This is a genomic window from Methylobacterium haplocladii, assembly GCF_007992175.1.
GTDB lineage: Bacteria > Pseudomonadota > Alphaproteobacteria > Rhizobiales > Beijerinckiaceae > Methylobacterium > Methylobacterium haplocladii.
The window spans coordinates 45,836-70,120 of the sequence record NZ_BJZT01000027.1 but is presented as its reverse complement, the minus strand read 5'-3'; the positions used below and the strand labels follow the sequence as shown (position 1 = coordinate 70,120).

General features: G+C 68.2%; 29 protein-coding genes and 1 other RNA gene. 15 read left to right on the top strand and 15 right to left on the bottom strand.

Annotation, left to right across the window (positions count from 1 at the left end; translation table 11 throughout):
• Window positions 1–99: 99 nt before the first annotated feature.
• The 5 genes from MHA02_RS12730 (at window position 100) to MHA02_RS12710 (ending at window position 3,520) form a co-directional block, all read left to right on the top strand.
• Window positions 100–363: a CopG family ribbon-helix-helix protein gene (locus MHA02_RS12730; RefSeq protein WP_147079167.1), complete on the top strand. Its 264-nt coding sequence runs from the start codon at window positions 100–102 to the stop codon at window positions 361–363.
• The gene (locus MHA02_RS12725; protein ID WP_147079165.1) at window positions 360–671 is read left to right on the top strand and encodes a type II toxin-antitoxin system RelE/ParE family toxin; all 312 of its coding nucleotides are present in this window, start codon (window positions 360–362) and stop codon (window positions 669–671) included. The genes MHA02_RS12730 and MHA02_RS12725 overlap by 4 nt, the downstream gene beginning before the upstream one ends.
• Window positions 668–1,342: a metallophosphoesterase family protein gene (locus MHA02_RS12720; RefSeq protein ID WP_147079163.1), complete on the top strand. Its 675-nt coding sequence runs from the start codon at window positions 668–670 to the stop codon at window positions 1,340–1,342. Before MHA02_RS12725 ends, MHA02_RS12720 begins: the two co-directional genes overlap by 4 nt.
• Window positions 1,343–1,404: 62 nt before the next feature.
• The gene (locus tag MHA02_RS12715; protein ID WP_147079161.1) at window positions 1,405–2,874 is read left to right on the top strand and encodes a short-chain fatty acid transporter; all 1,470 of its coding nucleotides are present in this window, start codon (window positions 1,405–1,407) and stop codon (window positions 2,872–2,874) included.
• A 22-nt stretch (window positions 2,875–2,896) separates the two neighbouring features.
• Complete coding sequence (locus MHA02_RS12710) at window positions 2,897–3,520, top strand: carboxymuconolactone decarboxylase family protein (RefSeq protein ID WP_147079159.1); 624 nt, start codon at window positions 2,897–2,899, stop codon at window positions 3,518–3,520.
• Window positions 3,521–3,533: 13 nt separating this feature from the next.
• On the opposite strand, the gene MHA02_RS12705 is transcribed toward MHA02_RS12710, so the two are convergent.
• The 6 genes from MHA02_RS12705 to MHA02_RS12680 form a co-directional block, all read right to left on the bottom strand.
• Window positions 3,534–3,905: a DUF423 domain-containing protein gene (locus MHA02_RS12705; protein ID WP_147079156.1), complete on the bottom strand. Its 372-nt coding sequence runs from the start codon at window positions 3,903–3,905 to the stop codon at window positions 3,534–3,536.
• Window positions 3,902–4,555: a ribosome biogenesis GTP-binding protein YihA/YsxC gene (gene yihA, locus MHA02_RS12700; protein WP_147079154.1), complete on the bottom strand. Its 654-nt coding sequence runs from the start codon at window positions 4,553–4,555 to the stop codon at window positions 3,902–3,904. Before yihA ends, MHA02_RS12705 begins: the two co-directional genes overlap by 4 nt.
• Window positions 4,556–4,570: 15 nt before the next feature.
• Window positions 4,571–6,418 (bottom strand): membrane protein insertase YidC, encoded by a 1,848-nt coding sequence (gene yidC, locus MHA02_RS12695; protein WP_147079152.1) that lies wholly within the window; start codon window positions 6,416–6,418, stop codon window positions 4,571–4,573.
• A gap of 19 nt (window positions 6,419–6,437) precedes the next feature.
• Window positions 6,438–6,917 carry a ribonuclease P protein component gene (locus tag MHA02_RS12690; RefSeq protein WP_147079150.1) on the bottom strand — a complete coding sequence of 160 codons (480 nt, stop codon included), beginning with the start codon at window positions 6,915–6,917 and terminating at the stop codon, window positions 6,438–6,440.
• 55 nt (window positions 6,918–6,972) lie between these two features.
• Window positions 6,973–7,107 carry a 50S ribosomal protein L34 gene (rpmH, locus tag MHA02_RS12685; RefSeq protein ID WP_055947927.1) on the bottom strand — a complete coding sequence of 45 codons (135 nt, stop codon included), beginning with the start codon at window positions 7,105–7,107 and terminating at the stop codon, window positions 6,973–6,975.
• A gap of 157 nt (window positions 7,108–7,264) precedes the next feature.
• On the bottom strand, window positions 7,265–7,813 hold the full coding sequence (locus MHA02_RS12680; RefSeq protein WP_373318328.1) for a sugar O-acetyltransferase: 549 nt from the start codon (window positions 7,811–7,813) through the stop codon (window positions 7,265–7,267).
• A 449-nt stretch (window positions 7,814–8,262) separates the two neighbouring features.
• Here MHA02_RS12680 and rcdA point away from each other — a divergent pair, with 449 nt between their 5' ends.
• Window positions 8,263–8,796 carry a protease adaptor protein RcdA gene (rcdA, locus tag MHA02_RS12675; RefSeq protein ID WP_147079147.1) on the top strand — a complete coding sequence of 178 codons (534 nt, stop codon included), beginning with the start codon at window positions 8,263–8,265 and terminating at the stop codon, window positions 8,794–8,796.
• A gap of 96 nt (window positions 8,797–8,892) precedes the next feature.
• On the opposite strand, the gene rpmE is transcribed toward rcdA, so the two are convergent.
• The gene (gene rpmE, locus MHA02_RS12670; RefSeq protein WP_147079145.1) at window positions 8,893–9,147 is read right to left on the bottom strand and encodes a 50S ribosomal protein L31; all 255 of its coding nucleotides are present in this window, start codon (window positions 9,145–9,147) and stop codon (window positions 8,893–8,895) included.
• 168 nt (window positions 9,148–9,315) lie between these two features.
• On the opposite strand from rpmE, the gene MHA02_RS12665 reads away from it, so the two are divergent.
• Together MHA02_RS12665 and MHA02_RS12660 are read left to right on the top strand one after the other, a co-directional pair.
• The gene (locus MHA02_RS12665; protein ID WP_147079143.1) at window positions 9,316–11,208 is read left to right on the top strand and encodes an ABC transporter transmembrane domain-containing protein; all 1,893 of its coding nucleotides are present in this window, start codon (window positions 9,316–9,318) and stop codon (window positions 11,206–11,208) included.
• Window positions 11,209–11,211: 3 nt separating this feature from the next.
• Window positions 11,212–12,225, top strand: a complete 1,014-nt coding sequence (locus MHA02_RS12660) for a D-cysteine desulfhydrase family protein (RefSeq protein ID WP_147079141.1) — start codon at window positions 11,212–11,214, stop codon at window positions 12,223–12,225.
• Between the two features lie 4 nt (window positions 12,226–12,229).
• Here MHA02_RS12660 and MHA02_RS12655 read toward each other — a convergent pair whose 3' ends face one another.
• The 7 genes from MHA02_RS12655 to MHA02_RS12625 all read right to left on the bottom strand — a co-directional run bounded on the left by MHA02_RS12655 (window position 12,230) and on the right by MHA02_RS12625 (window position 16,733).
• Window positions 12,230–13,243: a peptidoglycan -binding protein gene (locus MHA02_RS12655; RefSeq protein ID WP_147079139.1), complete on the bottom strand. Its 1,014-nt coding sequence runs from the start codon at window positions 13,241–13,243 to the stop codon at window positions 12,230–12,232.
• Window position 13,244: 1 nt separating this feature from the next.
• Window positions 13,245–14,228, bottom strand: coding sequence for a MotA/TolQ/ExbB proton channel family protein (locus tag MHA02_RS12650; protein WP_147079137.1), 984 nt, complete (start codon window positions 14,226–14,228; stop codon window positions 13,245–13,247).
• A gap of 123 nt (window positions 14,229–14,351) precedes the next feature.
• Complete coding sequence (locus tag MHA02_RS12645) at window positions 14,352–15,173, bottom strand: TIGR00282 family metallophosphoesterase (RefSeq protein WP_147079135.1); 822 nt, start codon at window positions 15,171–15,173, stop codon at window positions 14,352–14,354.
• A 4-nt stretch (window positions 15,174–15,177) separates the two neighbouring features.
• Window positions 15,178–15,762: a 5-formyltetrahydrofolate cyclo-ligase gene (locus MHA02_RS12640; RefSeq protein WP_147079133.1), complete on the bottom strand. Its 585-nt coding sequence runs from the start codon at window positions 15,760–15,762 to the stop codon at window positions 15,178–15,180.
• Window positions 15,763–15,775: 13 nt separating this feature from the next.
• Window positions 15,776–15,932: non-coding RNA, 6S RNA (ssrS, locus tag MHA02_RS12635), on the bottom strand.
• A 133-nt stretch (window positions 15,933–16,065) separates the two neighbouring features.
• Entirely contained in the window at window positions 16,066–16,434 is a 369-nt protein-coding gene (locus MHA02_RS12630; RefSeq protein ID WP_147079131.1) for a cell division protein ZapA, read from the bottom strand.
• Between the two features lie 11 nt (window positions 16,435–16,445).
• Window positions 16,446–16,733, bottom strand: a complete 288-nt coding sequence (locus MHA02_RS12625) for a DUF4164 family protein (protein ID WP_147079129.1) — start codon at window positions 16,731–16,733, stop codon at window positions 16,446–16,448.
• A gap of 384 nt (window positions 16,734–17,117) precedes the next feature.
• Here MHA02_RS12625 and gap point away from each other — a divergent pair, with 384 nt between their 5' ends.
• The 7 genes from gap (at window position 17,118) to MHA02_RS12590 (ending at window position 23,743) form a co-directional block, all read left to right on the top strand.
• Complete coding sequence (gene gap / locus MHA02_RS12620; protein ID WP_147079127.1) at window positions 17,118–18,125, top strand: type I glyceraldehyde-3-phosphate dehydrogenase; 1,008 nt, start codon at window positions 17,118–17,120, stop codon at window positions 18,123–18,125.
• Window positions 18,126–18,194: 69 nt separating this feature from the next.
• Complete coding sequence (locus MHA02_RS12615; protein WP_147079125.1) at window positions 18,195–18,695, top strand: hypothetical protein; 501 nt, start codon at window positions 18,195–18,197, stop codon at window positions 18,693–18,695.
• A 10-nt stretch (window positions 18,696–18,705) separates the two neighbouring features.
• Complete coding sequence (locus tag MHA02_RS12610; protein WP_147079123.1) at window positions 18,706–19,908, top strand: phosphoglycerate kinase; 1,203 nt, start codon at window positions 18,706–18,708, stop codon at window positions 19,906–19,908.
• A 188-nt stretch (window positions 19,909–20,096) separates the two neighbouring features.
• Complete coding sequence (gene fba / locus MHA02_RS12605) at window positions 20,097–21,164, top strand: class II fructose-bisphosphate aldolase (protein ID WP_147079121.1); 1,068 nt, start codon at window positions 20,097–20,099, stop codon at window positions 21,162–21,164.
• A gap of 102 nt (window positions 21,165–21,266) precedes the next feature.
• Window positions 21,267–21,929 carry a thiamine phosphate synthase gene (locus MHA02_RS12600; protein ID WP_147079118.1) on the top strand — a complete coding sequence of 221 codons (663 nt, stop codon included), beginning with the start codon at window positions 21,267–21,269 and terminating at the stop codon, window positions 21,927–21,929.
• On the top strand, window positions 21,926–22,975 hold the full coding sequence (locus MHA02_RS12595) for a tetratricopeptide repeat protein (RefSeq protein WP_147079116.1): 1,050 nt from the start codon (window positions 21,926–21,928) through the stop codon (window positions 22,973–22,975). Before MHA02_RS12600 ends, MHA02_RS12595 begins: the two co-directional genes overlap by 4 nt.
• A gap of 297 nt (window positions 22,976–23,272) precedes the next feature.
• On the top strand, window positions 23,273–23,743 hold the full coding sequence (locus MHA02_RS12590) for a hypothetical protein (protein WP_210245067.1): 471 nt from the start codon (window positions 23,273–23,275) through the stop codon (window positions 23,741–23,743).
• Between the two features lie 20 nt (window positions 23,744–23,763).
• Here MHA02_RS12590 and MHA02_RS12585 read toward each other — a convergent pair whose 3' ends face one another.
• Window positions 23,764–24,216, bottom strand: a complete 453-nt coding sequence (locus MHA02_RS12585) for a hypothetical protein (RefSeq protein WP_147079112.1) — start codon at window positions 24,214–24,216, stop codon at window positions 23,764–23,766.
• Window positions 24,217–24,285 lie beyond the last annotated feature (69 nt).

Genomic DNA, 24,285 nt, shown 5'->3' with positions numbered 1-24,285 from the left:
GGCAAGGGCTGTCGGGCGATGATCCCGATACTGGCAGGACGATCCGCGTGCTCAAGGCTTCACGTCGTGATACGTTCGGCAGATCGAAGGCTCGAGGCGATGTCGGACAGTTCTACGATCACCGTCCATCTCCCCCATGAGACGACGACCAAGCTCGAGCGTTTGGCGGGACACACGCGGCGGACGAGTGGCGCTCTCGCGGGCGATGCCGTCGCGGCATACGTCGATCGCGAACTCGCCGTCATCGATGCGATCGAACGGGGCCGCGCAGAAATTCGGGCAGGCCTTGGGCTCAGCACGGACGAGGTGTTCGGCGAGGTCGAAACCGTGATCTGCAAGGAGGCGGAACGGATCGCGAGATGAGGCGGGAGGTTGTCTGGTCGCCGACCGCGAGGGCCGATCTCGTTGCAATCGCGCGCTACATTGCCCGTGACAACCCAAGCGCCGCTCGGACCGTCGCCGCCACGTTACGAGCAGCGGGCGAAGCTCTCGCGGAGGTACCGACGGGGCGCCCTGGTCGGGTCGATGGCACCTTCGAGAAATCTTTGCCGCGGCTGCCCTATGTCATCGCCCACGAATTGGTGCCGAAGGGTGATGGCGAACAGGTAGCCGTTCTGCACATCATCCATACGTCGCGCGACTGGCCGCCGAACGAATGGCCCGCCGGATGAACACGGTCATGCTCACCTACGCCATCGGCGACATCCACGGCTGCGCCGATCTCCTCGACGCTCTCCTCGAACAGATCGACAGCCACGCGGCGGGCCGTGCGCGGACCCTGGTCTTCCTGGGCGACTACATCGATCGCGGCCCGGACAGCGCGCGGGTGGTCGAGACCCTGCGCAAGCTGCAATGGCGGGAGGAGGAAGCCGTGGTCTGCCTGATGGGCAATCACGAGGCTATGCTGCTGAAGACGCTGCACGAGCGCGGCGCTCTCGATCTCTGGCTCCAGAACGGGGGCGCCGAGACGCTGGCGTCCTTCGATGCCGACGGTCCCGAGGATCTGCCGACGGACGTGCTCGACTGGATCGAGGCGCTGCCGACCCTGCACGAGGACGCGCGGCGCTGGTACGTCCATGCCGGCTTCCGGCCGGAGGCGGAGGTGCCCGATCCCGACGTCGAGACGCGGCTCTGGATGCGCGAGCCGTTTCTCTCGGAAGATCACGATTTCGGCCGGCACGTCGTCCACGGTCATACGCCGCTGTCGAACGGAACGCCTGACGTCCGGGCCTTCCGGACGAATCTCGATACCGGCGCGGTCTACGGCGGTGCGCTGACGGCCGGCGTGTTCACGGCGGATCAGGCGAAGGCCGTGGAATTCCTGGCGGTTCGGACGACTTGAACGTCATTGTCCCTTGAGGCCGCTCCGGTTCCGGCGCCTATGCTGGTCCGGGGAGGACGACCATGGCCGAGCACGTGCAGCGGACACCAAGGAACGACGACAAACCCACACCGGTCTCGCGACGAGAGGAAGGCGCTTTGGCGCGCCTCGCGTTGCGCTTCACCGAATGGGCGGAAAAGTGGTTCCCGGACGCCTTCGTGTTCGTGGCCATCGCCGTGGTCATCGTGGCAGGGGCCGCGCTCCTCAACGGCGCTCCCGTTCAGGCCGTCACGAAGAGTTTCGGCGACGGCTTCTGGAGCCTGATCCCCTTCACCATGCAGATGGTCTTCGTGACCATCGGCGGCTACGTCGTCGCGACCTCGCCGCCGGTGCAGGCGCTGATCGACCGGCTCGCCCGGCTGCCGAAGACAGGGCGGGGCGCAGTCGGCCTCGTCGCCATCGCGACGATGCTGTCCTCGCTGCTGAGCTGGGGCCTCAGCCTGATTTTCGGCGGACTGCTCGCCCGCGCCTTGGCACGACGCGAAGACCTGCGCATGGATTACCGCGCGGCCGGCGCCGCCGCCTATCTCGGGCTCGGCGCGACGTGGGCGATGGGGCTGTCCTCCTCGGCGGCGCAGCTTCAGGCCAACCCTAAAAGCCTGCCGCCGAGCCTGCTTCCGATCACGGGCGTGATCCCGTTCAGCGAGACGATCTTCCTCTGGCAGTCGATGTTGATCGCCGCCGTGTTGGTCACGATGTCGGCGGTGATCGCGCTCGCCTCCGCGCCCGGCCGCGACAGTGCCGTCACGGCACAGGATCTCGGCATCGACCCGCGTCGGGAAGAGGAGGCGATCAGCGGCCCGCGCCAGCCCGGCGAGTGGCTGGAGCATGCGCCTCTGCTCACGATCCTGATCGGACTGCTCGCCCTCGGCTGGCTGGTCCAGGAATTCGCGCGCCAGGACTGGATCGTCGCGATCTCCAACCTCAACACTTACAACTTCCTGTTCCTGATGGTCGGCTTCGTGCTGCACTGGCGGCCGAAGCGCTTCCTGGTCTCGCTCGGCAAGGCGGTGCCGGCGACCGCCGGCATCCTGATCCAGTTCCCGTTCTACGCCGCCATCGCCGCCATCCTCACCGGCGCCAAGAATGCGGGCGGCCACAGCATCGCCGACGTCATCACCCACGCCTTCGTCGCGCTGAACACGCAGGGTAGCTTCCCGCTGGCGATGGGCGTTTATTCGGCGGTGCTCGGCTTCTTCGTGCCGTCCGGCGGCGGCAAGTGGCTCTTGGAGGCGCCCTACGTGATGCAGGCGGCCAACGAGCTGAAGGTGCATCTCGGATGGGCGGTGCAGGTCTATAACGCGGCCGAAGCCCTGCCGAACCTGATCAATCCGTTCTTCATGCTGCCGCTGCTCGGCATCCTCGGCCTGAAGGCTCGCGACATCGTCGGCTTCAGCTTCCTGCAGCTGATCTTCCACCTGCCGGTGGTGCTGTTCCTGCTGTGGGCGCTGGCGTTCACGCTGGAATATCACCCGCCGGTGCTACCCGGCTAACGACGAGGCAGAGAACACGGACATGCGCCTGCGTTGCGGACTGGCCTTCGCGATTGGCCTCCTGGCCTCCGTCCCCGCCCTCGCGCAGGATCGGATGCCGGAGATCCCTGCCGACAAACAGACCGAGGCCCAGAAGAAGGCCTCGGACGAGTTTCTCGCGGCCCGCAAGGTGCCGGTCTTCGGCCCGTTCGTGCCGCTCCTGCGCAGCCCGCAGCTGATGCTGAACGCGAGCAACATGGGCCTCTACCTGCGCTACAACAGCGTGGTGCCGCTCAAGCTCAGCGAGTTCACGATCCTGCTCACGGCGCGGGAGTGGAGCCAGCAGCTCGAATGGCAGATCCACGAACCGATCGCGAAGAAGGCCGGGCTCGATCCGGCCATCGTCGAGGCGGTGCGGGAGGGGCGGCGCCCCGACGCGATGGGCGAGGACGAGACACTCGTCTACGCCTTCGCGACTGAACTCCACCGCAACAAGGCCGTAAGCGACACGACCTATGCCCGCGTCGTCGAGAAATTCGGCGAACAGGGCGCGATCGATCTTGCCGGAATCAACGGCTACTACACGTTGCTCGCCATGACCCTGAACATGGCCCGCACGGCGCTGCCGCCGGGAGTCGCGCCACCGCTGCCACCCCTCGTCAAGTGACACGCGGGGGTCGTCAGCGCCGGACCGGCACGAACGCGGCGACGGTGGTCAGCAGCCAGCCCGCCATCAGGGCGAAGCCGCCCGACGGGGCCGCATAGGCGAAGAGTGGGCTGCCGGTCAGCGCACGGAGCGCGAGATCGCCCGAGAACAGCGCGAGGCCGACGAGGACGACCGCGCCGGCGAGCCGCGTGATGGTGCGGTTTGCAAAGCCGCTGGCACCGAGTGCCACCAGCCCGACGACGAGCGGCGCGTGGAACAGCAGGAACTGCGCCGCCGTCTTCAATGTCTCGCCACCGCTCGTATGCGCGGCCGCCGCACTCGCGGCGACGCCGAGCAGGCCGCAGAGGCCGGCGAGGGCGAGCAGGATGCGATCGAGCGGGGTCACGCCCCGCGCTCGGACAACAGCCGCGCGACGCAGGCGCGCAACTCCGTCACGCCGCGGTCGTCGCGGCTCGAGGTCAGCAGGATCTCCGGAAAGGCCGCCGGCCGGCGCGCGATGGCGGCCTGGATGCCCGCGATCCGCGCGTCGATCTCGTGCTTCTTCAGGGCGTCACCCTTGGTGAGAACGATCTGGTAGGACACCGCCGCCTTGTCGAGGCCGTCGAGCACGTCGGTGTCGATCTCCTTCAGGCCGTGCCGGGAATCGATCAGCATGAAGACGCGGGCGAGGTTGGCGCGGCCCTTGAGGTAGGCGTGGATCAGATCGGTCCAGGCCGCGACCTTGGCCTTCTCCACCGCCGCATAGCCGTAGCCCGGCATGTCGACCAAGGTCAGCCGCTCGCCGATCTTGAAGAAGTTGAGCTGCTGGGTGCGTCCCGGCGTGTGCGAGGTCCGCGCCAGCGTGTTGCGCCCGGTCAGCGCGTTGACGAGGCTCGACTTGCCGACGTTGGAACGGCCGGCGAAGGCGATCTCGACGCCGTCCATCGGCGGCAGCACGCCGATCGATGGCGCGGCCGCGATGAAGTCGGCGCTGCCGGCGAAAAGCAGACGGCCGGCCTCGGTGAGGCCGGCCTGTTCGGTGTCGGGTGAAGTCACGTCAGCCCTTGATCATCAACTCTTGGCGGCGGCACCCTTGCCGGGCGGCGTCTTCTTGCTGAACGTGCCCCTCAGGTTGTCCCACAGCTCCACCTTCACGCCGTTGCGGCGCATGATGACGTATTGCTGGATCACCGAGAGGGTGTTGTTCCAGGCCCAGTAGATCACCAGACCGGCCGGGAACGAGCCGAGCATGAACGTGAAGATGATCGGCATGAAGGTGAAGACCTGCGCCTGGACCGGGTCCGGCGGCGTCGGGTTCATCTTCATCTGCACGAACATCGTCACGCCCATCACCAGCGGCCAGACGCCGAGGTGGACGAAGTCCGGCGCCGCGAAAGGGAGCAGGCCGAACAGGTTGAGCAGACTCGTCGGATCAGGCGCGGCGAGATCCTGAATCCAGCCGAAGAACGGCGCGTGCCGCATCTCGATGGTGATGAACAACACTTTGTAGAGCGCGAAGAAGACCGGGATCTGGATCAGCACCGGCCAGCAGCCGGCGACCGGATTGATCTTCTCCTTCTTGTACAGCTCCATCATGGCTTGCTGCTGCTTCATCTTGTCGTCTTTGTACCGCTCCCGGATGGAGGCCATCTCGGGCTGCACGGCCTTCATCTTGGCCATGGAGACGTAGGAGCGGTTGGCGATCGGCAGGAAGAACAGCTTCAGGATCGCGGTCACGAGCAGGATCGAGACGCCGAAGTTGCCGAGCAGGTGGAAGAAGAAGTCCAGTGCCTTGAACATCGGCTTGGTTAGGAACCAGAACCAGCCCCAGTCGATCATCAGATCGAACTGCTTGATGCCGAGTTCCTTCTGGTAGGCGTTGATCTGGTTGACCTCCTTGGCGCCGGCGAACAGGCGCTGCGTGGCGGTCGAGGAGGCGCCGGGAGCGACCGAGACGGCATCGCCGCGCACACTGGTCTGGTAGACCTTGGTGGCGCCGTCGGTGCGCTCGGTGAAAGCGCCGGTGAAGGGCTTGTCCTGGTCGGGGATCGAGGCCGCGGCCCAGTACTTGTCGGTGATGCCGACGAAGCCGCCGGTCACGTTCGTCCAGGCCTTGCCCTTGGTGTTCGCGCCGCCGTAGGCGGGCTCCTTGGCGACGTGGTCGTAGGTGTATTCCTGTAGGCCGTCGGTGCCGAGCACGCCGATCAGGCCCTCGTGCAGCACGTAGTAGCCCTGGGTCTGCGGCTTCCCCCAGCGGGAGACGAGGCTGTAGGGATAGAGGGTGACGGCCTTCGAACCGGTGTTGTCGACCTCGTCGCGCACCGTGAACATGAACTTGTCGTCGACGGCGACGATGCGCTTGAAGGTCAGCCCTGCGCCGTTGTCCCAGGTCAGGGTGACGGGCTTGCCCGGCGTCAGAACCTCGGCGTCGGCCTTCCACAGCGTCTCGGAATTCGGCAGCGGACCGGCATCGGCACCGACCCAGCCGAACTCGGCATAGTAGGGGTTCGCGCTGCCGGTAGGCGAGAGCAGCACGATGCGCGGGCTCTCGTCGCTGACGGTCTCGTGGTAGTTCTTCAGCAGGATGTCGTCGATGCGTCCGCCCTTGAGGGCGATCGAGCCGAACAGGGCAGGGGTGTCGACGCGCAGGCGAGCAGAGCGGGCGATGGCCTCGTCGCGCGAGACGGGAGCCTGTCCGGCGCCCGGCACCGTACCGGGCACGGGCGCGGCGGGACCGCCTTCCTTCGGGCTCGGCGTCGGCACGGCGTCGCCGCCCGGCGGCTGGCCGGCGGCCTTGTTCTGGGCCTGGGTCTGACGCTGGCGCTCGCTCATCGGCGCGGCGACGAAGTAGTTCCAGCCCAGCAGGACCGCCAGAGACAAGGCGATCGCGACGAACATGTTCGTCTTGTCGTTACCCATCGGTCGATCCGTGCGCCGTCTATGGTTTGATCTTGCCGGGATTCGGCTGGCGGGGGACATGTGCCCCCGTTCGGGGCCGAGCGCCAGGGGCCGCGGCGCCGGGGCTGCCACGCCTGCCCTCGGGCGTGTCCTTCGGGCCGCGCGGCTTCGTCACCGCCTTCAGCGCCCGGCGCAGGTCGTCGACCAGCGTGTCGAAGGCGGCGTCGAGGGCAGGGCGGCGCGCGACCAGGACAACGTCGGCCGGACCGCGGGGCGCGTCGTCGCCGACCGCCGCGACGGCCCCGCGCAGGCGGCGCCGGATGCGGTTCCGCTCGGTGGCGTGGCCGACCCGCTTGGTGATGGTGAAGCCGAGATAGATCCCCTCGGCGGGTCCGCCGTCGCGCATCTCATCAGGTTCGCGGACGCGACCCTGCGCAGTCATGCGCTCGGTATGGTAGCGCCGACCTGACGCTGCAGCGAGGAAGTCGGGCCTGCGCCTCAGGCGTTGAATGCTAGGCACGGCCGCCAACCTCCGGCGCCCGGCCCTCGTGAACCGGTACGCGCGTCCCGCAATCTCAGGCGGACAGCTTCTTGCGGCCGTGGGCGCGGCGGGCAGCAATGACCTTGCGGCCGCCAGCGGTCGCCATGCGCGCGCGGAAACCGTGACGGCGCTTCCGAACGAGCTTGCTCGGCTGGTAGGTTCTCTTCATGGCATGGACTCCGGCGGACGGGATGACGATCCAAGCGGCGCCAGGGCGCGCTGAGGACCGAAGCGTCCTTCAAGAAATGTGTCGGCAAGCGCGAAGAGCGCCCGAATGGGGCGCCGCTTCACATGACGCGGGCTTATGTCGGATGGTCCTGCCCAAGTCAATTCTCACCCGCGCTCCGCCCGACGATCGGTCGGGCCGGATTGCCGACGACGGTCGTTCCGGCGGCGACATCTCGCGTCACCACGGCGCCGGCGCCGATCACGGCATCGTCGCCGACGGTGACGCCCGGCATGATCAGCGCGCCGCCGCCGATCCAGACGTTGCGGCCGATCACCACCGGCCGTCCGAACTCGAGCCCGGCCCGGCGCGGCTCGGGATCACGCGGATGGTCGGCCGCGTAGATCTGCACGGCAGGACCGATCTGCGTGCCGTCGCCGATGCTGACGCGGCAGACGTCGAGGATCACGCAGTTGAAATTCATGAACGCACCGTCGCCGATGCTGATGTTGAAGCCGTAGTCGCAGAAGAACGGCGGCCGGATCACGGCGTCGGTCCCGACATGGACGAAACGCTCCGCGAGCAGGGCGCGTCGCTCGCTCGGCGGCGCGGCGGAGGCCGCGTTGTATCGGGCCATCCACGCCTTGGTAGCCGCGATGTCCGCCTGGATCTCGGGATCGCCCGGCCGATAGAGCTCGCCGGCCAGCATCTTCTGTTTTTCGGTCACGCTCACGCCTTGCCCTCTTTCGGCCAATCCCGGACTTAGCGTCCGATATGTCCCGAACCTGTAAGAGGCGTCGACCACGACAAGGGTGGCGGAGCGCATGGACCGTAACGGATCGTTAACCTTTCCGGATTATCAACGGGCCATGTCCAGCGTGCTGGATATCGAGTGGATCCGTCCACTCTGTTTGATGCCTCCCTGTTCGACTTCATCAAAGCCGTCCTCCGGGGCGGCTTTTTTTCGTGCCGTCGCGCCCCCAGCACCTGCCGCGGGATCACGCACATGCGACCGGCCGCCCTGGCACGAAACCCGGCCATTAACGTTAAGCCCCGGTAAACGGTGCGGCCGGCGCGGAATGCGGTAGGTTCGCTTCGTCGGCCCCACGGATTCGAATCCTCAAGCCGTATCCAACCGGGCGGGCCACAGGAGACACGATGACCGGCTTAGACGTCATGTTCCGGGACGACAGCGACTGGGTCAGCTTCGGTGAGACCTACGTCGCCTCCGAGAGCTTCAAAGACCTGTTTCGCGACGGCATGACCCTGGTCGAGGAAACCGCCGCCTATCTCGACGGCAACGGGCGCGACGAATCGCGGGGCGCCTCGCGCGATGCGACCCTCGCCTATGCCGGCGAGAGCATGCGGCTGACCACGCGGCTGATGCAGATCGCCTCATGGCTGCTGGTCCAGCGCGCCGTCGCCGAGGGTGAGATCACGCATGGGCAGGCGCAGGAAGAGAAGCGCCGGGTCAAGCTGACCGCGTCGGAGAATCGGATGATCGACGAGGGCGACGGCTTCGCGCTGTTGCCCGAACGGCTGCAGGATCTCGTCGAGCGCTCGCGCCGGCTGCATGCCCGCATCCTGCACCTGGACGGTCTGATCACCGAGGACCGCCCGACGCCGCGTCCGATCGAGAGCCCCGTCGCCGCCCAACAGGACCTCTTACGCTCCGCCTTCGGCGGGCTCTGAACCCTGGATCGGCATCACCGGACACGAAAACGGCGGCGCCTGCGGGCGCCGCCTTTTTTCAGTTCGGGGCCTGGCGCAACACCAAGCCCCAAGAAATCACTTCTTGCCGAAGGCCATGCTGCCGAAGCGCGAGTTGAAGCGAGAGACACGGCCGCCGCGATCGAGCATCTTCTGCTCGCCACCGGTCCAGGCCGGGTGCGTCGAGGGGTCGATGTCGAGGTTGAGGACGTCGCCCTCCTTGCCGTAGGTCGACCGGGTCATGTAGTCGGACCCATCGGTCATCACGATCTTGATGAAGTGGTAGTCGGGATGCTCGGTCCCCTTGGCCTTGGCGGCCGCATCTTTTGCCATGACGAAGTCCTGATTGGGTCACGCCGACCGAACGGCGCTGCTTTCCGCGGCCGAATATCACGCGCGTTTCGGTGAAGCCGGGCCTATACCCCAGCCGCACCCGGCGAACAAGGCCGACGCCCAAACCATAAGCAAGACATAGCAGGGACGAAACGATGACGAGGAATGATGGCCGCCGCGCGTGACACCGCCCGTGGGGCGAGGGGGAAGCGGAGAGGCAGGGCAGGGGGCGCGGACGCGGCCGAAGATGCCGCCAAGCGCGCACCGCTCGGCGCGCTGAAGCCGCTGATCCCTTTCGCCGCCGTCTATCGCGGACGCATCTTCGCGGCCTTCCTCTCGCTGCTGCTCGCAAGCGGCGCGACGCTGGTGGTGCCCGTGGCGATCCGCCGGGTGATCGATCACGGCTTCTCCCCGGAGGGCCACTCCTTCATCGACAGCTATTTCCTGGCGCTGCTCGGCGTGGTGGCGGTGCTCGCGCTCTCCAGCGCCGGACGCTACTACACCGTGGTGAGCCTCGGCGAGCGCGTGGTCGCGGACCTGCGCAGCGCCGTGTTCGCCCGGCTGACCACCCTCGATCCCGCCTTCTTTGATCGGACGCAATCCGGCGAGATCGTCTCACGCCTCACCGCCGACGCGACGCAAGTGAAGGCGGTGTTCGGCGTCTCGATCTCGATCTTGCTGCGCAACGCCTTCCTGTTCGTCGGCGCCGTCGCGATGATGGTCTGGACGAGCCCAAAACTCTCGATCCTGGTGCTCGGAGCGATCCCGCTGATCGTGTTTCCACTGATCCTGTCGGGCCGCGGCGTCCGCCGCCGCTCGCGGGCCGCGCAGGACCGGCTCGCCGACGCCTCGGCCTATGCCTCCGAGGCCATCGGCGCGGTGCGCACCATGCAGGCCTTCGGCATGGGCCCGGTCACCACCACGCGCTTCCGAGGTGCCGCCGAGAACGCTTATTCCGCAGCCCTCGCTTCGATCACGGCCCGGGCGATCCTGACGGGCGTGGCGATCTTTCTGATCTCCGGCTCCGTCGTCGGGGTGATGTGGTACGGCGCGCAGAGCGTCCTCTCGAACACCATGACCGCCGGCGTGCTCTCGCAGTTCGTGCTCTATGCCGTGTTCGGCGCGAGCGCCCTGGGGCAACTGTCCGAGGTCTACGGCGAGTTGGCCCAGGCCGCCGGCGCCGCCGAGCGCCTCGGCGAGATCCTGGCAACCGAGCCGACGATCCGGACACCGGCGAGTCCGGTCGCCTTTCCGCAACCGCCGCGCGGCGAAGTCGCCTTCGAGGACGTGCGCTTCGTCTATCCGACCCGGCCCGGCCACAACGCCCTGGACGGCATCAGCTTCAGCGTGGCCTCGGGCGAGCGCGTGGCGCTGGTCGGCCCCTCGGGTGCCGGCAAGACCACCGTGCTGCAGCTGCTGCTGCGCTTCTACGACCCGCAGGAAGGCCGCGTGCGCGTCGACGGAGTCGACATCACCGCAGCGGACCCGGATGCTCTGCGTGCGCGGCTCTCTCTGGTGCCGCAGGACCCGACAGTGTTTTCCGGCAGTATCGTCGACAACATCCGCTACGGTCGCCCCGCCGCGAGCGAGGCGGACGTGGTGCGCGCCGCCCAGCTCGCCAATGCCGACGGCTTCATCCGCGCCCTGCCGCAGGGCTACGACACATTGGTCGGCGAGCGCGGCATGACCCTGTCCGGCGGTCAGCGGCAGCGCGTCGCCATCGCACGCGCCATCCTGAAGGACGCGCCGATCCTGCTCCTCGACGAGGCGACCTCGGCCCTCGACGCCGAGAGCGAGCGCGCGGTGCAGAATGCCCTCGACCATCTCATGGAGGGTCGTACGACGCTGGTCATCGCCCACCGCCTCGCCACCATCCGCGCCGCCGACCGCATCCTCGTGCTCGATGGCGGCCGAATCGTCGAGGAGGGTACCCACGAGAGCCTGCTCGCCCGTGGAAAGCTGTACGCGCAGCTCGCGAGCCTGCAGTTCACCGACGCCCTCGAGGACAGCGCTCGGCCGCGCGACCCGCACCTCAGGCGCGAAGCTCTGCCGGCGGAGTAGGCGATGCTCGACCTATCGCGGTTTCCCCGCGTCGCGCTGATCGACGCGCCGACGCCGATCCAGCCCCTCGACGGGCTGAGCCGGCACTTCGGCGATGCGCTGAACGGCGTGCGGCTCTTCGTCAAGCGGGACGATCTCGGCCCCGTGGGCGGCGGCGGCAACAAGCTGCGCAAGCTCGAATTCCTGCTCGGCCAGGCGCGGGCGGACGGGGCCGACACCGTCATCACCGTGGGCGCCCTGCAATCGAACCATGCACGGTTGACCGCGGCGGCGGCGGCGCGCTGCGGCTTCCGGTGCGAGCTGTTTCTGACCCGCTCGGTGCCGCGCGACGACGCCGACTACACCGGCAACGGCAATCGGCTGCTGCACGCGCTGTTCGGAGCCCGCGTCCACCTGCTGCCGGGCGATGCGGATTCGCTCGCTGCCGCCAAAGCACGCGCCGGCGAATTGGAGAGCGAAGGCCGTCGCGTCGCGGTCTTCCCGTCCGGCGGATCGAGTCCCCTCGGCTGCCTCGGCTACGCGGCCTGCGCCGCCGAGATCCTCGACCAGTCGGCGGCGATGGGGCTCGACTTCGCACAGGTCGTCACCGCCAACGGCAGCAGCGGCACCCATGCCGGGCTGGTCGCCGGCTTTGCGGCGCTCGGCCACGACCCGCGCCTGGCGAAATCCTATACGGTGCTGGCGCCGCTCGAGGACGCCCGGCGGATCACCTTCGAGAAGGCCGAGGCCACGGCCGACCTGCTCGGTGTCTCGATCCCCGAAGACGCCATCGTCATCGACGGCGACCACCGCCGCGACGGCTACGGCATTCCAACGGAGGGGATGCTGGAAGCGGTTCGGCTGATGGCCACGACCGAAGGGCTTCTGCTCGACCCGGTCTATAGCGGCAAGGCGTTCGCGGGGCTGCTCGCCGACGTGCGGGCCGGGGCCTATCGGCCGGGCGATGCGGTGCTGTTCCTGATGACGGGGGGCGTGCCTGGGTTGTTCGCCTATCGCGGGGTCTTTGCCTCCGCGTGACGTGTTACCGCTCCGTCAGCTTCATCTCGATCCGCCGGTTCTTCGCATAGGCCTCCTCGGTCGTCCCGGCATCGAGCGGCTGGAACTCGCCGAAGGCGCCGGCTAGGAGGCGCTGGGGCGGGATGCCCTTTCCGCGAAGATACTGAACCACGGCGATCGCGCGGGCCGCCGAGAGCGACCAGTTCGAGGGGAATTGCGCCGACTGGATCGGCCGTGAATCGGTATGCCCGTCGACGCGCAGCACCCACGGGATGTCGGCGGGGATCTCTTTCGCGATGTCGAGGATCGCGTTCGCGATCCGGTCGATCTCCGGGCCGGCCTCGGGCTTCAGGGTGGCCGAGCCCACCGGAAACAGCACTTCGGATTGCAGCACGAAGCGGTCGCCGACGACGCGGACGTCGGAGCGGTTGCCTATGATCTGGCGCAGCCTTCCGAAGAAGTCCGAGCGGTAGCGGGCGAGTTCCTGCACGCGCTGGGCCAGAGCCACGTTCAGCCGGCTGCCGAGATCGGCGATGCGAGCCTGGCTTTCCTTGTCGCGCTTCTCCGAGGCCGAGAGCGCGTCCTCCAACGCAGCGAGCTGGCGGCGCATGGCGCGGATCTGCTCGTTGAGCACGTCGATCTGGTTCTGTGCCCGCGTGGTGGCGCCGCGCTCGGCCGCGAGCTGCTTGTCGACGTCGGCCGACTGCCCCTTTTCCGCCTGGGCCGCGTCCGCCAGAGCCTGGAAGCGGTCGCGGTCGCTCTCGGCGCGCTCCAGGCTGCTCTTGAGCGAGGCGGCGCTCTCCTCCTGCGTCCGGCGGTTGGAGCGCTCCAGGGCGAGCAGATCGGTGAGGTCCGCGATCTGGCGGTTGAGGCGGTTCAGCACCTCGTCGCGCCCGGTCAGCTCCTGCGACAGGAAGAACTGCCCCACCACGAAGATCGTGAGGAGGAACACCACCGAGAGCAGCAAGGTGGCGAGCGCGTCGACATAGCCAGGCCAGACGTTGATGCCGCGCGCGCTGCGGACGCGGGAGGAGGCCATCTCAGGAGTCCACGCGCTCGCGGCCGAGTCGGTCGAGCACCTGCTTCAGTTCCTTCTCGCGGCTGGCCTGGGCCTCGACCCAGTCGCGGATCATCTGCTGCTCGGCGCGCATGTGCTGCACGAGGCCCTGGATGCCCTCGGCGAGATTGGTCATGGCCTGCGTGGCCGAGCGGCTGCCCGAGCCCTCGGCGACCACCTTGGTCAGGCGGTCGAGCGTCTCCTGCAACTCGCGGCCGATGGCAGGATCCTGCTGCGGGGCCGCGACCGCCCCCCTCACCGTCATGGCCTGCTCCTCGCCCGAGACCAGCCAATCCTCCAGTTCGTTGTGGAAGCGGGCATGGGCCTGACCGGCCTGAAGGTCGAGGAAGCCGATGACGAGTGAGCTGGCGAGACCGAACAGCGAGGCCGAGAAGGCGAGGCCGATGCCGGAGAGCGGCACGGCGAGACCGTTCTTGAGTTCGTCGAACATCACGGCGGCGTCGCCTCCGCCACGCATGCCGCTGATGACGTTGCCGACCGCCGAGAGCGTGTCGATCAGGCCCCAGAAGGTGCCGAGCAGGCCGAGCAGGATCAGGATGCCGGCGACGTAGCGCAGGATCTCGCGGCCCTCGTCGAGGCGCACGGCGGTGGTATCGAGGTGGGCGCGGGTGCCGGACAGCGTAGCGCCGTCCCGGCGCGCATCGATGGCCGGAACGAGGGGGCCGAGCAGGCGCGCGCCCGACTTGGCCGGCGTCTGGCCGGCCGCCACCGCGTTGACGTAGGAGACCTCGCGAAACAGCCGCACCACCTGCCCGAAGGCCAGCAGCACCGCGATCAGCAGCACGCCGAGGATCAGGCCGTTGAGCCCGGGATTGGCGAGGAAGGCCGGCGTGATCTGCCGGAACAGGACGAAGGCCAGGAAGCCGACGAGAATCAGGAAAACCAGCATCCGGACGAGGTAGATGCCGGGCTTGTTCAGCGGAGGGGCTGCGGGTCGGGCCGCCATCGGATCCGGGCTCTCGTTGGGTCGAGCCCACCCGTTGCGAAGCGGGGCCGATCGGGCCGCACTCTGGCGTCTGGTCAGGGGCCGATCAAGCCGCGCACGTACTCCCCAGCGCGTTCACCCGCCTCAATCCCACGCCCGCGGCCAGGTTTCCTCCAGGTGCGGCCCCAGACGCACAGCGTAGACGGCCTTGGCGAGGCCTGTGGCGTCGTCGGTCTCGACGGCGATGCCGCAGAGCGTGCCCTCGCCGGTGGCGGGCTCCAGGCGCGAGCCGGGCGTCTTCTGCAGGAAGCGGCGCAACGGCTCCTCCTTCTGCATGCCGAGCATGGAATCATAGTCGCCGCACATGCCGGCATCAGTCAGGTAGGCGGTGCCCCCGGGCAGGATGCGGTGGTCGGCGGTGGGCACGTGCGTGTGCGTGCCGACGACGAGACTCGCGCGTCCGTCGAGATGCCAGCCGAAGGCCTCCTTCTCACTCGTCGCCTCGGCGTGGACGTCGACGATCACGGCGTCCGCCGCATCGCGCAGCGGGCAGGACTCGAGAGCACGGTCGACTGCCGTGAACGGATCGTCCATCGCATCGATGAACAGCCGGCCCATGACGTTGACGACGAGGACGCGTGCGCCGGTCCGGGTCTCGATCACGGCCGCACCGCGGCCCGGCGTGCCCGGTGGATAGTTCGCCGGCCGGATCAGGCGGGACTGGCGCTCGATGAAGACGAGGGCTTCGCGCTGATCGAAGGAGTGGTTGCCGAGGGTGACGACGTCGGCACCGGCCTGCAGGATCTCGTCGCAGATGGACTCCGTGATCCCGAAGCCGCCCGCGGCGTTCTCGCCATTGACCACGACGCAATCGAGCCGCCAGCGCTCGCGCAGGCGCGGCAGGCGGTCGGTGACGACGTGGCGTCCGGGACGCCCGACGACGTCACCGAGGAAGAGCAGGCGCAACGCCTCAACTCCTGGTCAATGGCACGGGGCCGGTTTCGGTGACGAGGTGGTCCAGGGGTCGGTCGTGCGCCTCGGCCGGCACGTGCGGGACCTCCTGCACCGCGAAGGCGATGCCGATGGTGAGCACCATGCCGCGGCCGGACAGGCGCTCGATCGCCCGATCGTAATAGCCCTTGCCGTAGCCGATGCGGTTGCCGGTGCGGTCGAAGGCCGCGAGCGGCACGATCAGCGCGGTCGGGAACACTTCGGGCAGGTCGTCGCGCGGCTCGCTCAGGCCGAAACCGCCGCGCACCAGCGCTTCACCGGCTCGCCACTCGCGAAACACGAGGCCGTCGGGCGTCACCTTGGGCAGCGCCACGCGCTGGCCGCGGGCGAACAGCTTTTCGAGGAGGGGACGCGGGTCGATCTCGCTGCGGATCGGCCAGAAGCCGCCGACGAGTCCGGCCTCGGCCAGGGCGGGAATCCCGATCACCGTTTCCGCGACACCCCGCGCGCCGGCCTTGCGGAGTTCGGGATCGAGCGCATCGCGCCGGCCGAGAACTTCGGCCCGCAGCCGGGCCTTGTCAGTGGAGAAAGGTGCGTCGGGCATGCTTCGAAGAGGGTGCGGAGCCACGTGGGCCGTCGGAGGATCGATCCCGGGAAACCTACAGTGTAGGTGGGCGCCGTGTTGGCCAAGTCCACGGACCAGGCCAGGGACAGCTCCCTGGGGAGTCGATAAGGCCCCGGGGATAGTGCTCCAGTCGAACCCTGCAGCCCCGCCTCACCGATGTAAGCCGGGTGCGGGCCGGACGCCAGTGGGGCATGAGCGTCGGAGCGGGGGAATTTGCCGACGACGCATCATATGGCGCATCGGTGGACATCGCAGGCAACGGCGCCACGACGGCTCCTGCTCCTATTCCGATCCAGGCGTCTCCCCCCGCGATGCCGGCGTGTTCAGCGATTGCGTCAGCCGCTCGATCCGTTCCGCAGTCTTCTCGATACCCTCGGCGAGGCGGGCCTCGCCGGATGCCGCGGCTTCGCGCAGGCCCGCGGCTTCGGTTTCCAAGGCGGCGAAGCGGCTCTTCAGCTCGGCCAGTTCGTCCGAAACGGTGAGAGCGGCCATGACGTGGAGGCGCATGTCGCCGATCTCGCCGAAAGCTTTCCGCATCTCGGCGACCTTGGCGTCGAAGCCGGTGGCGAGGGCCGTGAGATGGTCTTCCTCGCCCTCGCCGCAGGCCATGCGGTAGGTCTTGCCGGCGATGGTGACGGTGACGTGGGCCATGCGGGTCTCCCTCAGGCCCCTGGACGCGGCGGCGGGCGGCGGTCGAGCACGGTTTCGACGGTATCGATGGCACGGCCGAGGCGGCGCTCCACATCGCCGGTGACGCTCGCCATGCGCGCGAGCTGCGCGCTCGCGGCATCGAGTTCGGCAGCGAGGCGCGCCCGATCCTCGTCCATCAACGCCAGCTCGACATCCCGGTCGGCACGGGCCGCCTCGGCCTCGACGCGCCGGGTGACCGCCGCTTCGAGACGCACCATGGCCAGGTCCAACCGCCGCCACGCGTCCTCGATCACCGCCATGCGCACCGCTCTCCCATACGCGTGGTTTCGCCCGGCGGCGGTGAATTTTCCAGCCGTCGCCGCATCATAATCCCCGTTCGAAGCCCTCCGGCGTGCTTTGACAGCCCCCCTCGCCATGGTAGAGAGCCCGCGCCCGCCACAATCGTCTCAGGGCGCGCACAATCTTCCGGAAATCCTGCCCGTGACAGCTCCCGGCCCCTCGAGCAGATCGTCCGCCGTCCGGACGATCCCGAGCGCCCGCCGGGCTGCGGCGTCGCAGATCCACCCCGGTTCATCCGAGGTTCAAGCGGACCCGTCATGGAGCGGCGAGCGCCGCCGCATGGCGGCGCAACATTGTCCGATCGAACGGCGCCAGGGCGCCGCAGCTTGCGAAGGAGTCACGCCGTGACGGTGAAGGTTGCCATCAACGGGTTCGGGCGCATCGGCCGCAACGTCCTGCGCGCCATCCATGAAGCCGGCCGCACCGACATCGAGGTTGTGGCCATCAACGATCTCGGCCCGGTCGAGACAAACGCCCACCTGCTGCGCTTCGACTCGATCCACGGACGCTTCACCAGCAAGGTCGAGGTCGACGGCGAGTTCATCATCGTCGACGGCAAGCGCATCAGGGTCACCGCCGTGCGCAACCCGGCCGAGCTGCCGCACCGCGAGCTCGGCGTCGACATCGCGCTGGAATGCACCGGCATCTTCACTTCGAAGGACAAGGCGAAGGCTCATCTCGAGGCCGGCGCCAAGCGCGTCATCGTCTCGGCGCCCGCCGATGGCGCCGACCTCACGGTCGTCTACGGCGTGAACCACGACAAGCTGACCGCCGACCACCTCGTGATCTCGAACGCCTCGTGCACCACGAACTGCCTCGTGCCGGTCGCCAAGGTGCTGCACGACCTCGTCGGGATCGAGCGCGGCTTCATGACGACGATCCACTCCTACACCAACGACCAGCCCTCGCTGGACCAGATGCACAAAGACCTCTACCGGGCGCGCGCCGCCGCCCTCTCCATGATCCCGACCTCGACCGGCGCGGCCAAGGCCGTCGGTCTCGTTCTGCCGGAGCTGAAGGGCAAGCTCGACGGAACCTCGATCCGCGTGCCGACTCCGAACGTCTCGGCGGTGGACCTCGTGTTCACGGCGGGTCGCGAGACCTCGATCCAGGAGATCAACGACGCGATCAAGGCGGCGGCGGACGGTCCGCTCAAGGGCGTGCTGGCCTATACCGACCAGCCCAACGTCTCGATCGACTTCAACCACGACCCCCATTCCTCGACCTTCCACCTCGACCAGACCAAGGTCATGGACGGCACCTTCGTGCGGATCCTGTCCTGGTACGACAACGAGTGGGGCTTCTCGAACCGGATGGTCGATACGGCCGTTGCACTGGGCAAGCTGATCTGACCACTGGCGGGAGGCGTTGCGCCTCCCGTTTCATCGCCTAGCCAAACGACAGCCGGAGTGACCCCGACGATGGCCGACGACGCTCAGACCAAACCCGCAGGAGAGAGCTTCATTCCATCCTCTCCAGCGCCCACGGCGTCGACGGCGCCGACAGCGATCTCGTCGTCCCACCCGGCTCCGGCCGACAGGTCTGTGCCGGCGGTGGCCCCGAGCGCGCCCGCCCCCGCCGGCTCGGCCGTCGGCGACCAGCTCGCCCGGATCGAGGACAAGACCGCGCGGATCGAGGACAAGTACGCCCGCTCCGAGCAGCTTCTCTCCCGCATGGAAGAGAAGATCGAGGGCGCCACCACCCGCATGAACGAGGTGGCCCGGCAGTCCGATCTCGCGGCGTTGCGCGGCGAAGTCCGCGGCATCAACGAGCGCGTGAAGCGCAGCCCCGGCACCGGCGCCCTGATACTCACCGCAATCATCACTTCGGTGCTCACCGTGGTGCTCACCGTGGCGGTGCAGCGCCTGAACGTCGACAGCCTGCTGCCGCAGCGCGCCGCTCCCGCCGCGACGCAGCCCTGAGCGAGACCCGATGAGCGCCTTCCGTACCCTCGACGACGCCGGCTCCCTCGCAGGCCGGCGCGTCCTCGTGCGTGTGGACCTGAACGTGCCGATGGATGCCGGCCGCGTCACCGACGCCACCCGGATCGAGCGCATCGTGCCGACCATCCGCGCCATCGCCGAGAAGGGCGGCCGCGTCGTGCTGCTCGCGCATTTCGGTCGTCCCAAGGGTCAGCGTGATCCGAAGGACTCGCTCCTGCCGGTCGTCGGTCCGTTGTCCAAGGCCCTCGGCTGCCAAGTCGCCTTCGCAGAGGATTGTATCGGCGCGCCGGCCAAGGCCGCGATCGCCGCGCTGAAGGACGGCGACGTCCTGCTCCTGGAGAACACGCGCTACCATTCCGGTGAGGAAAAGAACGACCCGGACTTTGCCAAGGCGCTCGCCGAGAACGGCGATCTCTACGTCAACGACGCCTTCTCCGCCGCCCACCGCGCCCACGCCTCGACCGAGGGCATCGCCCGTCTTCTGCCAGCCTATGCCGGGCGCGGCATGCAGGCCGAACTCGACGCCCTGACCAAGGGCCTGGAAGCACCGAAGCATCCGGTCATCGCCCTCGTCGGCGGCGCGAAGGTGTCCACGAAAATCGATCTGCTGCAAAACCTCGTCGCCAAGGTCGACATGCTGGTGATCGGCGGCGGCATGGCCAACACCTTCCTGCACGCGCAGGGTAAAGACGTCGGCAAGTCGCTCTGCGAAAAGGACCTCGTGGCCACGGCTTTGCGTATCGTCGAAGCCGCCAAGGCCGCGAACTGCCGCATCATCCTGCCGACGGACGCGGTGACGGCCAGGGAATTCAAGGCGAACCCGGCCACCGAAACCGTCGGGGTCGGCTCTGTGCGTGGGGACGCGATGATCCTCGATGCCGGTCCGGACTCGGTCGCGCTCGTCAACGCAGCCATCGACGAGGCGGCGACGCTGGTCTGGAACGGCCCCCTCGGTGCCTTCGAACTGACGCCATTCGACGCCGCCACCGTCGCCGCGGCGCGCCACGCTGCCGAGCGGACGAAGTCCGGCAAGCTGGTCTCCGTGGCAGGCGGCGGCGATACGGTCGCTGCGCTCAACCATGCTGGCGTCGCCGACGACTTCACCTATGTCTCGACGGCGGGCGGCGCCTTCCTCGAATGGCTCGAAGGCAAGGAGCTGCCGGGCGTGGAGGCTTTGCGGGCGAAAGGCTGAGGTTCGCGTTCTACCCCTCGACCTCATCCCGAGGCGCCCGCACAGCGGGTCTCGAAAGAGGGTCCGAGGGATCGCAAGACGTCTGGAGCCCTCCGTCGAGGCCTCCGCTTCGCTACGGCACCTCGGGACGAGGTGTCTGGATTGGATCGGCCTTGCTGCGCCGGTCACAGATGATCGGGGACAGTCACATGGCACGCATCACCCTCCGGCAGCTTCTCGATCACGCCGCCGAGCATGGCTACGGCGTGCCGGCGTTCAACCTGAACAACATGGAGCAGGGGCTGGCCATCATGGCCGCCGCCGACACCACCGATTCTCCGGTGATCCTGCAGGCGAGCCGCGGGGCGCGCGCCTACGCAAACGACGTGGTGTTGGCCAAGCTCATCGACGGCCTCGTCGAGATCTACCCGCACATCCCCGTCTGCATGCATCTCGACCACGGCAACAACGAAGCCACCTGTGCCACCGCGATCCAGTACGGCTTCACCTCGGTGATGATGGACGGGTCGCTGAAAGCCGACGGCAAGACCCCGGCCGACTACGCCTACAACGTCGAGATCACCCGCAACGTCACCAAGATGGCCCACTGGGCCGGCGTCTCGGTCGAGGGCGAGCTCGGCGTGCTCGGCTCACTGGAGAGCGGCACCGGAGAGGCCGAGGACGGCCACGGCGCGGAGGGCGAGCTCTCCCACGACCAGCTCCTCACCGACCCGGACGAGGCCGTGAAGTTCGTGCGCGAGACCAAGGTCGATGCGCTCGCGGTCGCGATGGGCACCAGCCACGGCGCCTACAAGTTCACCAAGCAGCCCGACGGCGACGTGCTCGCCATGAACGTCATCGAAGAGATCCATCGCCGCCTGCCGACGACGCACCTCGTCATGCACGGCTCCTCCTCGGTGCCGCAGGACCTCCAGGACATCATCAACCGGTACGGCGGCGAGATGAAGCCGACCTGGGGGGTGCCGGTCGAGGAGATCCAGCGCGGCATCAAGCACGGCGTGCGCAAGATCAACATCGACACCGACAACCGCATGGCGATGACCGGCCAGATCCGGAAGATCCTCACCGAGAACCCGGCCGAATTCGATCCGCGCAAGTACCTGAAGCCGGCGATGGAGGCGATGACGAAGCTCTGCAAGCAGCGCTTCGAGGAATTCGGCACGGCAGGCCAGGGCTCCAAGATCCGCCCGATTTCCGTCGCCCAGATGGCCAAACGCTACGCCGACGGCTCCCTCGATCCGCGCATCGACGGCTGATCGCCGGCTTCACCGGCGGAAGACCGAACGTCCGTCGCGAGCCCCATCCCTACGTCGGCTCCTCTTCGAAGCGGGGAGGGGCGGCAGCCACATCCGGAGCCGATGTCCGAAGACGCCCCCCGCCTCGCCCTTCTGACGCCCTACGGCATCGACGAAGCGCAGGCCGAAAAGACCGTCGCCGCTCTGAAGACGGCCTGTGCGGTCGGCGACGTCGCAGCGGTGATCCTGCGCCTCGCGACCGCCGACGAGCGCTCCCTCGTCGGCCTGGTGAAGCGCCTGGTGCCGGCTGCGCAGGAGCACGGCGCCGCCGTTGTTGTCTGCAGTCCGGGCTTCCAGGGCGACCTCGTCGCCGTCGCCGCCCGCGGCGGGGCCGATGGCGTGCATGTCGACAAGGCTGACGAGACGGAGCTGCGGGAGTTGCGCGGACGTCTGCGCGACGGGCGCATCCTCGGCAGTGGCGGCTTCCTGGAATCGAAGCACGCGGCGATGGCGGCAGGCGAGACCCAGGCCGACTACCTGATGTTCGGCGGCCTGTATCCCGATGGCGTCGCGCCGGACCGCGACCTCGTCCGCGAGCGTGCGGCCTGGTGGGCGGAGATCTTCGAGACGCCGTGCATCGCAGTGGCGGCGGAAGCCGGCGAGGTCGGCGTGCTGGCGGCGACCGGAGCCGAGTTCGTGGGTCTCGAGGGCTCACTCTGGTTCGAGAGACCCGACGCTGTGGCGGCGGCGATGCAGGCGGTTGCGACAGCGGGCGCAAACCGATGACCAAGATCGGAGCCGGCTTCCTCACGCTCGCTCTGCTGGCGGTCCCGCTCGCGGCCGAGGCCGCTCCGAATACGCCGCCGATCGTTCCACCGACGGCGGACCAGACGTTGAAGCCGGTCGATCCCAAGCTGGCGCCGAAGGGATTCTCCCGCGATCTGCCATCACCCTACACCCCGAACGCCGAGGGCTTGCGGCCGCCCTCCACCGCCAATGCCGACATGGCCTACGGCGCCTACCAGCGCGGGCGCTACAACACCGCCTTCCGCGAGGCGTCCAAACGCGTCGAGACCAACCCGAAGGATGCGGCAGCGCTCACGCTGCTCGGCGAGCTCTACAACCAGGGCCTCGGCGTCAAGCAGGACCCGAAGCGGGCGCTGGAATGGTATCGCCTCGCGGCAGGCCTCGGCGATGCGCATGCCATGGCTTCCCTGGGGCTCATGGCGATGGACGGTCGCGGCCAACCCAAGGACCAGAAGGCCGGCCGGCGCTGGCTGGAGCAAGCGTCCGAGAAAGGCGAGGCGTCCGCCGCCTACAACCTCGCGCTGCTCCAACTGGGCTCCGGCAAGCCCGAGGACGTGACGGCGGCAGCGACCTTGTTCGAGAAGGCGGCGAAGGCCGAACTTGCCCCGGCGCAGCACGACCTCGGCGTGCTTTACCTGCAAGGTCGCGGCGTCCCGAAGGATTCGACCAAGGCCGCGGAGTATTTCCGCCGGGCCGCCGATAACGGAGACCTCGCCGGCGAAGTCGAGTTCGCAATTCTGCTGTTCAACGGCAACGGCGTCGCCAAGGACGAGCCGCGCGCCGCGCGCTACTTCCTGCACGCAGCCGCACGCGGCAACGCCATCGCGCAGAACCGGGTCGCCCGGCTCTACGTCGTAGGCCGGGGCGTCTCCAAGAATCTGGTCGAGGCGGGCGCCTGGAATCTTGCGGCGGCGGCTCAGGGACTGTCCGATGCCTGGCTCGACCAATCGCTGACCGGGCTGACGAAGGAGGAGCGCACGCGGGCCGAGGCGCTCGGCTCCGAACGGGCGAAGGTCCAACCGTAGCGGCAGGTGTTTCGTCCATGGAACCCCGGCACGTCTGAGCCTCCCTCGGCGAACATTTTCGTTACGGCGGGATACCGGCAACGAATACGCGTGAGAGCTTGGCGGCCGAACGGTCGGTCGATACACATATGGTGATCGGCGTTATTGCCCGACCTCAAAGGGTCTTCCTTGCCCCATCTGCAGCGACTTCCGCCCTGGCCGGATCTTGCCCCGCTGGAACCCATCCTCGACGCCGCGAACATCGTCGGGCTGTTCGAGTGGAACATCGCGGAGAACCGGATTTTCCCATGCCTCGGCATGGCGCGGATCTTCGGCCTCGATCTCTCCACCATCCGCGAAGGCGCACCGGCCTCGGCCTTTCTCGCGGCGCTCCATCCGAAGGACCGCGCCGCCTTCTCGGCGCGTGTGGGCCATGGACGACGAGGCGTTGAGCAGACGATCTACCGGGTGTCGGCCCCAGGCAGTGCGGCAACGCGCACGATCCTCGACGTCACGCGGCTCTCGTTCGACGCGAATGGGAGCCCGGACTGGGCCTGCGGCGCTCTGTTCGATTATCCGGGCGACAACAAGCCTGGAATGCTGCCGTCGAGCGGGCACAAAGTGCTCGCCGCACTGGATCGCGCGGCCGGGTTGGCGATCGAGTTGAGGCGCGTGGTTCAGGAAGTCCAGAGCCCGACCTTGCAGACCCTCGTCGACATGGTCCTCATTGAGATCGCATCGTCGCTCGCGCGTCAGATGGAACGGCCCGAAATGGCTCGCCTGAACTGACGGGCGAGCCCGTCACACCATCACTGCGCCGTGTCGGCGGCCGCTGACGGATCGCCCGATGAGACGCCGCCCGTCGCGTCGACGGGCGGCTCCGCGCTTGCGACGGACTTCGTTTCGAGCAGCGGCTGGAGGCGAGCCTCGAGCTGTTTGTCGAGGTGCCGTGCGTAGGCGCCCTTGAAATAGCGGTCGCCGGTTCCCGGCCCGTAAAGCCGATCGTGAGCCTGGACCATCCGGCTGACTTCCGGCCGGCACAGGAAACCGATCACGCCGGCCGCATCGTACCAGCGTCCCGCCCTGGCGAGCCCGGTCGCCTTCGGGTTGGCCATCACCGTCTCGGCGAAACAATCCGTCGCGGCCTGCTCCACCGGCGCCATGATCGGATGCGGCTTGCCGGGGACACGCGGCTCGGGCCGGGCCTGGGCGCCCATCGTGACGAGGATGACCGCAAGACCGGAGAGGAGCAGCGCTTTCATCACGAGTGCCTCGAAGCAGGGCTGATGCAGTCGAGTATCACCCGAGAATTGAGCCCGGAACAGGGCAGT